General features: G+C 48.6%; 14 protein-coding genes. All 14 read right to left on the bottom strand.

The features are described from left to right. Positions 1–42: 42 nt before the first annotated feature. The 14 genes from ACXAG2_RS08305 to pseG all read right to left on the bottom strand — a co-directional run bounded on the left by ACXAG2_RS08305 (position 43) and on the right by pseG (position 14,878). Entirely contained in the window at positions 43–834 is a 792-nt protein-coding gene (locus ACXAG2_RS08305) for a glycosyltransferase family 2 protein (RefSeq protein ID WP_474865913.1), read from the bottom strand. Further along, a complete protein-coding gene (locus ACXAG2_RS08300; protein ID WP_474851034.1) occupies positions 824–1,183 on the bottom strand; it encodes a RapZ C-terminal domain-containing protein in 360 nt (119 codons plus the stop codon). Before ACXAG2_RS08300 ends, ACXAG2_RS08305 begins: the two co-directional genes overlap by 11 nt. Before the next feature lie 163 nt (positions 1,184–1,346). Further along, positions 1,347–2,672, bottom strand: a complete 1,326-nt coding sequence (locus ACXAG2_RS08295) for a glycosyltransferase family 2 protein (RefSeq protein ID WP_474865911.1) — start codon at positions 2,670–2,672, stop codon at positions 1,347–1,349. 18 nt (positions 2,673–2,690) lie between these two features. Further along, positions 2,691–3,995, bottom strand: a complete 1,305-nt coding sequence (locus tag ACXAG2_RS08290; RefSeq protein ID WP_474865908.1) for a glycosyltransferase family 2 protein — start codon at positions 3,993–3,995, stop codon at positions 2,691–2,693. A gap of 6 nt (positions 3,996–4,001) precedes the next feature. Continuing rightward, positions 4,002–6,341, bottom strand: a complete 2,340-nt coding sequence (locus ACXAG2_RS08285; RefSeq protein ID WP_474865905.1) for an HAD-IA family hydrolase — start codon at positions 6,339–6,341, stop codon at positions 4,002–4,004. Further along, a complete protein-coding gene (locus tag ACXAG2_RS08280; protein ID WP_474865902.1) occupies positions 6,338–7,660 on the bottom strand; it encodes a glycosyltransferase family 2 protein in 1,323 nt (440 codons plus the stop codon). Before ACXAG2_RS08280 ends, ACXAG2_RS08285 begins: the two co-directional genes overlap by 4 nt. Next, complete coding sequence (locus tag ACXAG2_RS08275; RefSeq protein WP_474865899.1) at positions 7,657–8,610, bottom strand: glycosyltransferase family 2 protein; 954 nt, start codon at positions 8,608–8,610, stop codon at positions 7,657–7,659. The genes ACXAG2_RS08280 and ACXAG2_RS08275 overlap by 4 nt, the downstream gene beginning before the upstream one ends. After that, complete coding sequence (locus tag ACXAG2_RS08270; protein WP_474865896.1) at positions 8,607–9,800, bottom strand: acyl-CoA reductase; 1,194 nt, start codon at positions 9,798–9,800, stop codon at positions 8,607–8,609. Before ACXAG2_RS08270 ends, ACXAG2_RS08275 begins: the two co-directional genes overlap by 4 nt. After that, on the bottom strand, positions 9,797–10,906 hold the full coding sequence (locus ACXAG2_RS08265) for a LuxE/PaaK family acyltransferase (RefSeq protein WP_474865894.1): 1,110 nt from the start codon (positions 10,904–10,906) through the stop codon (positions 9,797–9,799). The genes ACXAG2_RS08270 and ACXAG2_RS08265 overlap by 4 nt, the downstream gene beginning before the upstream one ends. Continuing rightward, positions 10,893–12,275, bottom strand: coding sequence for an AMP-binding protein (locus ACXAG2_RS08260; RefSeq protein WP_474865891.1), 1,383 nt, complete (start codon positions 12,273–12,275; stop codon positions 10,893–10,895). Before ACXAG2_RS08260 ends, ACXAG2_RS08265 begins: the two co-directional genes overlap by 14 nt. Continuing rightward, the gene (locus tag ACXAG2_RS08255; RefSeq protein WP_119500540.1) at positions 12,272–13,039 is read right to left on the bottom strand and encodes an SDR family NAD(P)-dependent oxidoreductase; all 768 of its coding nucleotides are present in this window, start codon (positions 13,037–13,039) and stop codon (positions 12,272–12,274) included. Before ACXAG2_RS08255 ends, ACXAG2_RS08260 begins: the two co-directional genes overlap by 4 nt. After that, entirely contained in the window at positions 13,023–13,262 is a 240-nt protein-coding gene (locus ACXAG2_RS08250; protein WP_474865888.1) for an acyl carrier protein, read from the bottom strand. Before ACXAG2_RS08250 ends, ACXAG2_RS08255 begins: the two co-directional genes overlap by 17 nt. Before the next feature lie 18 nt (positions 13,263–13,280). Next, positions 13,281–13,856, bottom strand: a complete 576-nt coding sequence (locus ACXAG2_RS08245) for a GNAT family N-acetyltransferase (protein ID WP_474865885.1) — start codon at positions 13,854–13,856, stop codon at positions 13,281–13,283. Continuing rightward, a complete protein-coding gene (gene pseG / locus ACXAG2_RS08240) occupies positions 13,853–14,878 on the bottom strand; it encodes a UDP-2,4-diacetamido-2,4,6-trideoxy-beta-L-altropyranose hydrolase (RefSeq protein ID WP_474865882.1) in 1,026 nt (341 codons plus the stop codon). The genes ACXAG2_RS08245 and pseG overlap by 4 nt, the downstream gene beginning before the upstream one ends. Positions 14,879–14,897: the final 19 nt, after the last annotated feature.

The raw sequence follows: 14,897 nt of genomic DNA, 5'->3' as shown, positions 1-14,897 counted from the left end.
AACTGCCTATATCTGTTATTTGCCGGCATGCAACTCACGGCTTCAGCCACGCTCCCAGTATTTTCTGTGCGCAGCGTAAGTGTTGTGTTCAATGTCATGCTCACGGGATGCTGTTTCCCAGAACTTTTCATCCCAGTCTTCGCCGTAATGCTCCACAAAATACTCCGCAGCAAAACGCTTTGCATTAGCGATATATTCTTCACGTGGGATAGTCTTGGTGGACTTGTTACCGTAGGTCGTCCCCCCAAGATGATGATAGGTTAAGAAATCATAATATGCGGCGAACCAGCCATCGGAATAAAGCTGGTAAGTATATTCATGAATAGCTCCCCAGCAATATTTAAAGGTGTGATTTAAAAAGCCGTACTTACTCACGACTTCGCCGCGAATGAACAGCATCAGGTAATCTGATGTGGTAACCGGCCGGAGTCCTTTATCCTGAGGAATCGCCCCCGGGTACTGCGCGCCGTGTTCGGCAGGTGACATCATGGCGAGGCGCGGATTCTCCTGCATAACATCAATCATTTCCTGAATAAAATCCGTCTTCTCTTCGACAAACACATCATTCATGCAGAAAAGATAGTAATCATAGGTTTTCTGCATGTTCAGATAGTTCAGGCCCACATTGTGGCCGAAACACTTACCTTTGAAGTCGTCATCGGTATAGCAAATGGTATTAAACTCACTGAGGTTTGATACTTCCGTACCACACTCAACGACCAGAATATCTTTATTGGCAAAACTGTCGCTTCTGAAGTGCTCTACACTGCGGGTAACCAGGTCCTTCCTGTTCCGTGAAACAATAATAATTGCAACGCTGGGACTACTGCTCATTTTTCCACTCCCTGTGAATCACTTCCACATCTTTTCCTGCGGCCCGCAGGCGCGCGGCTACGTGCTCTACAATTATGGCAGAACGGTGACGTCCGGCATTACAGCCAAGCGCTACACGGGCATCATCATCGAGGGTTACGATAACGTTTAGCATAGGAAGAAGTGCCGAGATAAAATCATTTACAGCCGGCTGACTCAGTACATAGTCCACCATTTCATCATCTGGCTTATCGAATAAATTCCAGCGACTTTCACGGGCAGGATTTTTGGCGAAACTGACGTCAAAATAATAATTCGAGTTTGGGATACCATATTTAAACCCAAAACTAATAAGTGTAATTTTTTGCATATGGCCCCTCGAACCTATGTTCACTCAGCGATTTAATCTTCAGGCAATTATACCTGTCTGTCATTTCAGATCAGGCTGTGTATAAGTGTTATCGGCCGGTAACCATCATAACTTTACTTTTGATGCTTCATATCGCCGGACCAATGACTTACCGGACAATTTTTCAAATAATTTCAATGTCCGGGCAGATCTTCGAAAGAACCGGCAGTATGGAGGCTCTGTCTGAATCCGGTGAAATTACCACCAACTCCACGGTGCTTGCTGCGAGACTTGCAGGTGCTTCAACTTTCAGGTCTTCCACAGACGCAAAACGCTGCCATCCGAAATCTGTAACAAGCGCAGGAAATATCCCGGCAGCCTTTAGCATTTCAAGTAAGCTGCGCCCTGAATCTGTGATACCGAAAAGCGCAAAACGATGATTATATTTCTTTGCCTGTACCAACACCCGGATGAGATAGTTATCCGGAAACGTAATTTCCCTGTCTTTAAGGTAAAAACGGGGGTCCGACAGATGCATTTTTGAAGCTTCTGTCTCCTCTCCCGCATCAGAAATTGTTTTAATTTGAGAGCTAAAAACGCGGGTTTCAGGCTCACTGCCAAGAAGATGCTTTAAAGCATTCATTTCTTTATTGCTGATTTTAAATCTTGTTTTTGCGAGCTTTTCATTAAAAAAGTGCAGTACCGGCGCAAAATCTTTTCTGATATCACCTTCGGTGTTTTGCAGAACGAGAACCATGCCTACAAGAAAACTGAGTAACTGCTCTTCAGTTAAAATCAGGTTCGCGCGAATAGCCGTTGAAGCGTTATAAAGCCAGACAAGTGCCCGCGTGCGATTCATATTACGCTGTTTTGATGACATACTTCCGGGACGTTTATAGTATACAGCACCGGTATCATGCACTGTGCAGATGTCTTTTCCCCCGACGATCAGTCTGAAAACCAGATCATAATCTTCGTGTCCTCCCCGTACACGTTCGGAAACAGCGAAGCCTCCGGTTTCCCTGACGTGTTCTGTCTTGTAAAGATAGATATGAGGCGGACCAAAATTAATCAGAGAGATGGCTGACAGCGGATCGCGGAAGGCAGGGTAAATTTGATTAGACCTCCCTGAAACTTCATTTACCTCCACAAATGCAATACAGCTGATCGTATCCGCTTTGTTTCGCAATGAGGCTACCTGTAATTCAATACATCGGGGCGTTAAAGCATCATCGGCATCAAGAAACTTAATGAAATCGCCTCTGGCTACCTCAAGGCCAGTATTTCTGGCAGCAGATAATCCTGCATTTTCCTGTCTGATCAATGTCACATTATTGAACTCGGAAGGGATGTGAATGGCAGGCTCACTCCCATCATCGATTACAATCACTTCGAGGTGACTGAATGTTTGTGCTTTTAAAGATCGCAATGCCCTGCTCAGGAAAGCTTGCTGCTGGTAACAGGGAATGACTATTGTGACCAAAGGTGAATAATTGTAGTTATCCGGCATTATGCAGTCCGTTGATGTTCAAAAAGAAATAACAAATGGAAATTGCATACGCAGGAAATCACTGATTTCCCGGCGATAGGCGACAGAAGCGATGATCACAATCTGGACATCAGACATAGAGATATCTTCGGGGTTCTGCACAGGGAGTCCCCCTATCAGCTTAATTTTATCCCAATTTCTGTCAAAGATGGTCGCGACATTGAATCCGGCACTTTCTATGATTGAAATGAGTCGTTGCCCAAGTTCTCCTGCTCCGTAAACAGCTATTTTCTTACCCTGGTTTTCATTCAGTAATACGAACAGAGCTGTCAGATAATCGTCCCTGAAATCTGCGCTTGCGCTCAGAAGGCTGGACCGGTAATCAATAATCTCCTGGGGTTCCCAGAAACCGGAATAAGCAAGCAATTCCCTGTTACATTCTGACAGGGCATTGATCAATGTATCATTTCCCTCAGAGACGGCGAGTTCACGAATCACGGGGGTAAATCGAAAACCGGCAAAATGGTGAGGATTCGAGTTTACATAATTAGCCAACAATAACCCGCATTCAGAAAACTGATCCGCGGTTGTATCTTGTGAAATCCTTTTTAACTGGCAAAAACCGGTGAATATCGCGTGCAGCGTTTCCTGACTCATTTCAGCACGATTAAGCAGCATTTGTACGTTTTGCGTCCAGACGGACAACCTGACCGCCTCCGTTTGTGCATCAGCGAGCTTTCCGGGACGCAGAATAACACCGGCTTTATGACACGCAGCTAAACAAGTTCCTTTTATTAACAGCCGCAATAATAAGTCATAGGTACTCATAGCGAAGTCATCACTAAAAGATTCATCAAAGCCGTCTACAGAAAGCAAATCTCTGGCGGAAAAAAGAAAGCACTGAAGCGGGCCGGGGGACACCATCAACGCATCATGCAAAGGATTCCCGAAGGCACTGATAACGTCTGCATCTCCCTCACTATTTTCATCTGCCTCACGATACCCGATATAGCTGAACACACCGGAATCCATATCGTATACCTGATCAAGCAAACAATCGGGAAGTAACTCATCTTCGGCGTTAATAAACTTAATCAGGGAGCCCCCCGCAGCTTTCAGACCGGCATTCAGGGCTTCACCCGCATTCTGATATGTTTGATGAATAAATGTAACCGGCAAAGCAGAACTGTCCATGTCAGCTGATTGCGGCTGGTGAAAAATACCGGCCACTATGACTTCAACGTGACGATAAGTTTGCTCCATTACGGATTTAAGTGCCCGGTTCAGGCAAGCATCATTTTGATTACAATAAATTATTACAGAAACTAAATGTTCAATTTTCACTGTGACTTACCTGTCGGGATTAATTTTCAACTGTTCATCATCCGGCGCGATAATTTCTATACCGCAGCATTCTTGCTTTTGGGCTTCCAGCATAATGGTTTCTTTTATTTCCTGCTGAAATGCCTGGGAGGCAATTACGATTCGCCGGCAACCCTGCTCAAGCGCCGCTCCCGCGCTGACAACTGTATAGCCCGCCATCTGATAGTGTTTTCCCAGCCCGGCTTTGCGATCAATCAAATGGCTTACAGCGATCCCGGCTGCTCTTAACGAGGGAGCCAGAGCAACAAAGAATTCACCGGCACCGTACACGCCAATATTCTGCCATCCCAGAGACGCCATTCTGTTGATCAGAAAATTAATTGCCTGCTGCTTATCATTTTTTAACAGCCCCATAAACCGGGGAACCGTATTCTTATCCTCTGTTGCCAGTACACCGGCTGGCCAGTGAAGTTCACCCTTCTGCCATGCCCCGCCGCTGGTTACCTGAGCGACAGCCTGTTGTCTGGCAGAGTCAGCTTTCAGCTTTTTTTTCTGCTCTTCATCAATCACATAGAATTCGTTTTCACTGCCAAAATTATCCTGATGCTTCAGTTGTGCAAACAACGTTGCTTCGTCTTCACTGGGCATCATGAGATAACGCTTCACTAGCGTTGCAGCCTGCGAGGCCGGGAGCGGAGGAAGCTCCATCTTATGAGCCATATCCATATAAGTCAGGCAACCTTCAAGAAATGCATCGCAAAAAGCACTGTTCTCTGGCAACGCCCTGCCCGTGACCGGTCTGACTTTTCTGTCATCATCGACGTAACTCAGTGTGGAGCCTTCACTCCCGAGTAACAAAGCTTCAATACATTCCGGCGACCGTGCCAGACGTTCAGCAATACGGTCATATAGTCCGCCGGGAGGCAGAAAAACACTGTATGTGGTGTGGTTGAGGAAACGGTAAATTCTGTTCGTGGCAAAAAACAAAAAATTGGCTTTGGCAGGGCTGCCAAAAATGGACTCCAAAGAATGCTGAATAGTCCCGCCATCTCCAAAATCCACTACGGCACAATCGCCGAAATCCGCCCTTAAAACATCACGCGTATAACGCAAAAAAAGAGATTTCTGGGTAGCCACTTTTTGCTGTATTCTTGCACTGTTTTTGTGTGCTTTTTCCAACAAGACCTGTCGTAATGTCCGCCCGTCTACCATCATGTTTCCGGCGCTGCGCAAGCAAACAGATGGACTGAGACTGCCGAATCCGTCAGAACTGAGATAAAAATCATCAACAAAGTTCTGCAGCGTGTATCCATTGTAATATATAAGCGTATCAACAGCCTGTTCCAGCCAGTTTGCTTTTTCAGTATTAATCCCAGCCCAGAATGCTGACAGGCGGGACACATACAGTGATTCCACCGTAATGTAGTCTTCCCAGTGAAGTGCAAAATACTTTCGCAGCAGTGGGGTAAAAAACGCTCCCTCCCGCATGACACAGAGAATATGCCTGATGTTTGCAGCTTCACATTGTGCTCGTAACCAGCCGGCAAAAGCCTGCATTACCGGGCCCCACACGAAGCTGCCTAAGTCACGAGCAATATACTCTGCTCCTCCTTTTTCGCTGTGTGCCGGTTGTTCAAGACAACTCAACTTACGTGCAGCGCCAGAGACGCCGGGCTCCGGAGACAGGGCCATTTCCATCCGGGTAATAAAGTGCACATCGATAGCCGGTGAAAAATGCAGAGCGTCGAGTCCGGCCGCCAGGGCTGCGTCCACATCTGAGGCTTTATTATCACCTGCATGCAACCAGCTTTCCGGGCTGGCTTTCAGTACTTCTTTTACGTGTAAAAACAATTTACCGCTTTGCTTGGTAACGCCGGTTTCAGAGGATACAAAAAGCGGTAACTGACAAAGATCTTCATTCCCCCTGAAAAAAATCTCACGGATTTGTGCGGCAGAAAAGTACATATCGGAAATGAGTGCAACCTGAATCCCCTGCTCTTTAAGTTGCCTGATCACATCAACAAGCACTGTGTTAACCACACTTATCTGCGTTTCCGCCTCACACTCAGCCAACGCCAGTGCACTGCGTAATGCAGGAGAAAAGGGCATAGCGGAAAAAATTTGCTCAAACTGTATGTCTTCACGTTCATTGTGTAGCTGTCTGGCCAGTGCTTCAGCGTGGACACGTAACGAGGGATAATCGGGAGCAGGCACCCTGTGTCCGGCAAAAATGCTGCTATCTATGAGACTGAAAACCTGAAGGGGATCTGAGACGTGCCTGAAAATCAGGGTATCGAATATATCGAATGTAACGGTTTTTATTTGCCTGCCGCTGACACGCTGAAGAATGTGCCGGTAAATATTCATATCGACGTATCCGCGACTGAAGTGCCGGCACGATGGAACGCCACATAGCCATCTTCTAATTGCCTGCGGATTACAGGCCCGTGTACCTGTGCAAAGAGCTGCTGGTACGTATGATAAGCATGCTGAATTGCAGTTACTTCCTGCACCTGACAAACATTAAAAAAACGATCAACAACATATCCCCCTGCAGGCAATTCTGTCACGTCCAGAATATGACTGACGACATGGATAGCATCCTGTCCGGCTTCTGAACCGGCATATTGGGCACAGCTGATAATTCTGGCCTGAGGCCAGACCTGAAGGATTTGTCCTGTCACTGCAGTATAATTGTCAGGTTCATCACACACCACCAGCCTGATCCAGTCCTCACCAATGGCATTCCGCCAGCAATACTCAGACTTTGCCAAAATGTTCTTCGGCTGAGCGTACCACTGCCCCATGGCAAAATCATAGACAGACAGATTACTGCTGAGCGATTGTGAAGACTGTCCCTTGCGACTGGCCCAGAATGCTTGTCTGGGGAGCTCACTTAGCCTTACAGCGATAAATGAATCAAAAGACTCTTCGGTCAGATACTTCGCAAAATACCTCAGCCGGTTACGCTCAAAGTAATAATTACTGAATGTATTGGTGGCGTGAACTGCTCCCATCTTATGCTGAACACGGGCACTGGCAATAGCGTGGACTTCAAAACCGGCCTGCTTCACCCGGGTACACCAGTCCATATCGTCCCAGTAGATAAAATGGGCTTCATCGAACACGCCCGCTTCGCGGATTATCTCTGTACGTGTGACCAGACAACAGGCAGGTACATAATCGCAGACCACAACGTCAGGTAGTGCAGAGTCATCTTTGTGGCCCTTTAATGGCGTTTTCACACCATAGTTTTCCCAATCTATAAATGCACCGAGTTCCTGCAAAATGTCCGGATCATCCATGGTGCAGATTTTGGCACCGGCAACGCCCACCTCTGAATGGGCCTGTAAGTACGCAACCAGTTTGGGCAAGGTGTCAGTGTCGAGAAGAATATCGTTGTCCAGCAAGGCCACATAATCGCAACCGGTTTCCACTGCTGCACGCATGCCGGTGGCAAAGCCCCCTGCTCCGCCGGTGTTTTCCGCTTTTGCAATCAGCGTCACCTGTTTGCCGTACTCGTTTTCAATCATCTGCTGACTGCCGTCGGTGGAGGCATTATCCACCACGATCACATTGATACTCAGTGAATCAGATTGTATGGCCAACAGAGAATCGAGGCAGCCTTTCAGGTAGTCTTTTTTATTGAAGTTGCATATCACTGCGGTCAGGGAGACTGTCATCATGCACTCCCCTGACGAATAAAGGCTTTCACTTTTGACGGGTTTGCCCGGTTGCCAAACGCAAACCGGTGGCGTTCATCGAAGAAGTAGCCGGTTGCAGCCGACTTTTCTATCCACTCAACAAATTTCACATCATTATCTCTGAACAGAAAGTACAGCGCCGCAGCAAACTGATGATGGGCAATACCCTGCTGAATAATGTCAGGCTCTACACCGAATTGCGCAGCCTGTTCACAAGCAAGACAGATATCCCGCAGGCTTTGCTCACGGCGCTCTGCACTACGCTGCGTTTGCGCGCCAAAGCTGTCAGGATGAATACGGTAACGCCCCAGTACGTCCGGCATGAAGTCGATGCGGGCATTCAAGAAACCGGCGTTTAAAATATAAAACGGATAATCCAGAATAATGCGGCACTCTGTCGCAATGGTGCAGGCAAGATGGTTATGCCGGCGGAACATCACACTGCTGGCCTGCATGTAGGTGCCGTAGCGGATAAGGTGAGTGATGTCTGACTGTGGTGGTATGTGCTGCCAGTTGTAGAAAGTCTGACTGTACAGGCGAATGGTTTCATTAGTTTGCGAATCAAACATATCAGACTCATGAAACACCATCTGGCATTCAGAGTGATGATCGAGATAATCCACCTGCTTTTGCAATTTACCCGGTGAGGCAACATCATCGCCGTCCAGGTAAGCAATGTATTTGCCTCCTGCTTCACCAAGCAGGGTTTTCATATTTTCAGCCAGTCCCGCATTCTGCGTTTTAAAGATGGCGTTTAAGTGACTGAACTCCTGACACAGCGCTTCAATTTCTTCGCGGGTGTGGTCAGAGGATGCATCGTCACACACTACCACTTCATAATCGAAATCGACATGCTGATCCAGAACTGAACGCAGGCACTCCCCGATATAACGCTCAAGATTATAAGCCGGTACAATGACTGACAGTTTCATTCAAACACCACTTTTCTGCCTAACTGGCTAAACAAATCATATCCGTCCCAGTCCGGAGAAAAAGCAAGTGCATTCCCCAGAGGTACTACCCTGTCTATTCCCTGTATCGGCAACGCGCGGATAATCTTAAAAAGTGCTTCTTTTTCAAAGCCGGCGTAAGACAAAGTCTGCCAGCCTGCGTGGTCGTAACCGGCAATCGCCTGTACATCATCAATATGAATACAGAACAGCGTACTATGCCCCTGATGGCGTTCCAGCAAAGCATGGTGCCAGTGATTAATATGTACAAGAGACAGATCACCGCATTGCTCTGCTGTACTTGCCGCACCATCAGCAATACACCACTGGGCAAGCACTAGCTGCTCGTTGCGCTGCACCATTGAAGGGGCGTGCTGAACCGCGATGCCCGACAGGGCGCGGGTCAATGTGTTCCAGTTTTGCTTTTCTCCCGTCCAGAACAGAATACATGGGGAAGAACATGCCTGTTGCTGAAACATATCGCATTCACGCCACAATGCTGATGCAACGCCTTCTGCCTTTTCATCAGCACTTTGCGCACCGTCACTATTTAATGCATCTACATTGATCAGTGCTGCTGAAAATCGATCGGCAAAACTGATATCCCGGCATCTTGGCTTACAGGATAACCCGCGTATTTGCCTCACGCTGTCGTCTCCGCCCCATAACACTCTGGCATCCGCCAGCATGCTCACTGCCGGGCCGGCAGGGTCATCCCGCTCAAAATGGATAAACTGATTGCCGGCATGGAGGGCAGCATGTTCCGGTAGCAACAGCAAGTAGCGTAACTTTTCCAACAGAACTGTTTGCACATCACTGTCTCTGCCCGATACCCGTACCAGATTTCTGTTGCCCATCAACAAGGCGCAAATCCAGCTGTAGATAAACATGGTGTCCACATTCGCCGGTGTGTAATGCACCACCAGTCCCAGCGGACGGTAACTTTGCTTTGCTATATTGGCTGTCAGCGCATTCAGATTACCTTGTCTGAGCCAGTGACCCAGCGCTATGAGTTCAGGATACTGGCGGCAGTCTGATGATGTCATGAGCTGGCGCGACAACGCAGTAGTCAATACCAGCACGTCAGCGGCACTGACAGGAAGATTTTGCGCACTGATTGCCGGCAACGCATCAGCGGAGACTGGCTCCAGCCGGATTAAATCTTTAATCACACAGCACCTCCGGCAGTATCACTGCAACCCCGCAATTCTGCTTTCGGCAACCGTCCCGTGACTTCGAAATAACGTCCTTTACGCCCGCAGGCACAATCGTCTTCCCCCATAATTCTGCCACGATCTTCAGTTAGTAAACTGTAGCCGGGATAACTGTGAGGCAACGCCGATATAACCTGAATAATACCGGGTTCGTCAGGGCCGCAGATTGCCAGCGTACGGGGATCGCGGATCACCACTTCTGCCAGAGAAGGTGCATGTAAGTGGCCTTCTTCACATTCCACAAATACACTGCCTACCTGCTCTGCCATACCGTAAAAGTTATGCACTTTTGTGATGCCGGTTACTGCGCGCACGGTATCTTTAAACTGGAGGTTACTAACCTGTTTGTCCTTAAGCTTTTTCCATCCGCCACTGTGAATAAGGATCCCGTCAGATAAGTTAAGCGCAATACCGTCTGCTTTAAGCGCTTCCACGAAGTGTAACCACACCATAAAGGTAAAGCCGAACACCAGCACCGGTTGTCCGGCATACTTATCTGCAAATTCCTTTACCGCCTGATGATTCAGCGACATATCGGTGTTCAGTGCATAAGTATGTCCGCGACCAAAAAAAGCCATGCCGCCGATGCCGGCTCCCCGGGCTGAGAGATGAGGGCTTTTCAGTACATCCGGCGAATCAATGATCAGCATAGGCAAACGCTGTTTACCAATAAATTGCTGCATGATGGTGACCAGCGCTTTGGATTGCCTGGCACTGGTTTGTTTATCCAGAGTCACTTTCGCCGTCACCTGACCGGTCGTTCCGGATGACTGCAAGCTTTTAAACACATTTTGGGGTGCCACGCTGCTTAGATGCATCAGTTTGAAAAGCCGCACAGCCAGATAGGGTAAGTCGCTGTATTCATGGAAATTATCCGCAGACGACGCGAAAAGCTGATGATATGCATCACAATGTGTCAGATGATGCTGATGCAGCAATGACGTGACATGACACAATAAGCGACTTTTCTCTGCCTGAGGCAGGCCATACACGGGTTCGCTGAGCAGCAGGTTATACGCGTCTTCATAGGATTTTGGAAAAGGCGCGGAATCAGCCGTTATCATGCTTATCCCTTCCTGCTTTCAAAATAGCCTGATAATTTGTTTTTCCGTTACCCAGCAACGGCCAGTCTGAAAACGCCCGTACCGTTAAGTAGGCAGGCGGCGCGGATACCAGAGATTTAAGACAACTTTCCGCTTCTGACATCTCATTTTCCCGGCATGCTGTGACAAGAAAGTTGTCCTCACCAGCCACTTTAACTTCCAGACCCTGCTCTGCAAATAAAGCCTCCAGTCCGTCCAGATTCACCCGTTCACCGGCCAGTTTAATAATGCGTTTCAGACGGCCTGTTATGGTGTAGTCGCCATCTTCATCGAAAAAGGCTAAATCGCCGGTATGAAGCACCGGGGGAGGAGTAAACACTGCCAGATCGGTATGATCAGACACATACCCCAGCATGACATTTTTTCCTTCATACAGCAGTTCACCTGTTACGCCGGGCTCACTGATAAGCCGGCCATATTCATCACAAAGTGACAATTTGCCGCCCGGTATCGCTTTACCTGCTGCTGAAGGTTTGCTCAATACGGTATGTGGTTCGAGATATGCCATTCTCGCGGTCGCCTCTGTTTGTCCGTACATGATGAAACATTGCTTGTTATACTTATCGGCATATTCAGCGAGGGTTTTAACCCCGGCTTCTTTGAGCTTGCCACCAGCCTGAGTGAAATAAGTAAGTTCCGGCAATAATTGGCGGTCAAACCGTAAGCGCAGCAGCATTTCATAAAAAGACGGTACGCCGGACAGTGACGTCACCGCTTCATCTTTAAGCAACGTCCAGAATGCACGGTCCATTGGCGTAAGTGAAGTCAACCTGACTGTCGCCCCTTTTGCCAGATGGGTATTTAGTACCGACAACCCGTAGGAATAAGAGAGTGGCATGGTAAGCAGGGTTTTATCTTCTGATGTAACAGGAAGATAAGAACAGATAGAGGCCGTATTCGCAGCAAGGTTTTCACGGGATAAAGCAACAAACTTTCCACCGCCGGTTGAACCCGATGTGGTAAGCAACAGTGCCAGTTCCCCGGCTACAGGTATGCATCGCTGGTGTTTTACGGTCAGGCTGTTGTCTGCCACCAGCAAATTGGGGGTGAGCCTGGTGATTAATGCCTGTTGTCCCGCTGCGGACAAACCAGGGTGAAACAGCACCAAAGGAAAGCCCGATTTCAGACAGGCCAGGTAGCAACTTACAGAATTAACATTGCTGCACATTGCCAGCGCCACTAACGGTCGCTCCACGGTGCTACTGAGTTTTTCCTGCCACTCTGCAATATGCTTTTGCAGCACAGTGTAAGAGCAGCTCCCGTCGTCTGTGATCAGTGCCGCCTTATCACTGTTGCAGGCAAACACATCCTCTGGGAACACAACGCTCACGGATAAAATAACCCGTCCACGGGCAAGGTATGACCCGTCGTATAAGCCGACTGACGGGACAGTAAAAATACAACAGCCCGCGCCACATCACCGGCACGGCCAGCCCTTTTCATGGTAATTCTGGCTTCAACTTCAGCCCTGGCATCCTCTTCATAATGCGCGGTAAGTCCTGTATCGATGAAGCCCGGAGATACCGCATTCACACGGATCCCCACTGCCGCCAGTTCTTTCGCCAGCGATTTGGTTGCTCCGCTCAGCGCAGCTTTACTGGCACCGTAGGCACTCATGCCTGTAGCCCCCATTTCGCCAATCTGAGAAACAATGTTCACAATACTGCCATGACGGTGGCGCGCCATTAAGCGGCTGGCCAGTTGCATATGCTGATAAGGGGCCAGAAAGTTCACATTCAACTGGGACTTCAGCGCGTCCATACCGCTTACGGTAAAAGCGGCCTCTTCCATAATGCCGGCATTATTAACCAGGCCGGTTAACGGACCGATATCACTTTGATTCTGTTGTTTCTGAATTTGACGAAAGGCATCTTTAACCGCTTTTTCGTCAGTCACGTCATAGTTCAGCGGGATCACCCGTGATTCATACTGATTTACCAGCGCAGCCAGTTTGGCTTCATTGCGCCCGGCAGCAAATACTGCGGCACCGGCCTGCACGCACTCATTAACAATGGCACGACCAATATCACCGGTAGCCCCTGTTACCAGTACCGAGCCACCTTTAAGCAGGATAGATTCAGAATTGGACGTCATACTTTGTCAGGATCTCTTTCGCTTTGCCCACGGAACTCATATCAATAATGTCGTCAGTATCGAGCATGACATCAAAGGTGTTTTCCAGCTCGGAGATCAGGATCATGTGTGCAGTAGAATCCCACTCTTTAATAGTGTTGTAGGTCAGTTCATCCGTGACCTGCTCTGCACCGATCCCCAGAGCCTGAACAAATGACTGTACGAGCTTTTGCTGATTATCCACAAAAAACCTCTTTATTGACTAAGACTTGCGCGGACGCGACAAGAAAGATTTCAATGTTACAGTTTGCCGCTCATAGGCCTCTTTTTGCAAGCGCAAGCGCACAAAATCGTCCTGACCGCTGATTTCATAGCCCAACTGACGGTTATATTTCAGTGCGGCGACGTTATCCGGTTTTACCGCCGCCGAAAATTCGGTCACATTGAAATGGGAAAAACAATAATCATACATCGCCAGAGTGGGAGCGAAAGCCAGAATGTTACCCTGATAATCGGGTTCACCAATATATAAACCGGGCTCTAATACCCGGGCGGAGACTACCGTCTCTCCGATGACCGGCACTTTCACATTGGTTGAGCCAACAGGCCGACCTTTGTATTCGATAATCCAGTGCATCTGATACGGGTCGTGACTGATTTTTTGAAACCATGCAGCTTGTTGCTCCGCAGTGATGAGTGATGTCGACACCATCTTCTCACGCACGAAGTCGCTGTTCCGCCACTGCCTTAATTTATCCAGGTCGCCCTCTTCAAGCGGCCTTAAGGTAACCTGCCATGCTTTAATACGTGGTGCCTTAACAGCTGACTCCTGCCTCATGGCTGAATGACCTCTGCGATAGCATTAAGGACATTAAACGCACCGTCAGCGTGATACTTACCTTTTACTGCCTGCTGCATAGCTTCCAGCTTACCGGGTTGCTGCCAGAGTGCATGCACTGTGCGGGCAATCTCGTCAACAGGCACATCGCCGGTACAATCAAAGGTGGTACACCAACCTTCCTGCTGAGCCTGCTCAGTCGCCGTTCTCTGGTTTTCTGCCACCATCAGCAGTACTGAAGGTGTTTCGCAGACGCCCAGTTCAAATTGACTGCCTCCGGCGGCACTGACAGCAAGCTTACTGTGCCGCCACACATCGGCCATATCCTGACAATTATGTATATGCTGAATCGCCAGCGGACTCGCCTTTATTGCCTCATTCAGCGCACTGATATTATTAAACGCCGCTCCGGTAATTACCCGGACCGGCACATCATCAAGTACATCAGACAACGCATTGATTAACGGGACGGTCAACCCTTTCGGATCGCTGCCGCCGATACAAACGGCGATGCCAAAGCGCTTATCCTGTGGCGGGTTGACTCCCCGTTGAAATTCTCGTCTCATCAAACGGTAATCAGGCCCGGAACAAATTTTTACTGCCGAATTAATTTCCAGATATTGCGCATCCAATGACGAAGTGGTGCTGTTTACCACCAGCGAGGCCTGCGCGACCTGACTAAGCTGCCCGTCATCCATGACCACCACAGGGATCCCTGCCCCGCGCAGTCCGCTCAATGAAACAGCCGGAATATCGTAGCCGTCAACCACAACAGCTGAGGCATTCATGCGCTGTGCCTGTTCTGTCAGCCAGCGACTTTCTTCATCACTGCCACAGGAAACTTCCGTCACCGGATAAATCCAGTCGTTTCTTGCTACAGCCAGCGCCCTGCCGCCTTTATCTGTAAAAAAATGGCAGGGAATATCGTAGCTTCCGGCCGCCTGAGCCAGTGCCAGCGAACGCATCAGATGTCCCATTCCAATCGCGGGCGACACACTGACTCTGAATACAATAGGTCTCACTTAAACGTTCTCACTTCAG

The organism is Alteromonas sp. ABH4_456 (assembly GCF_056160645.1).
This window is presented reverse-complemented; position numbering and strand designations above follow the sequence as displayed.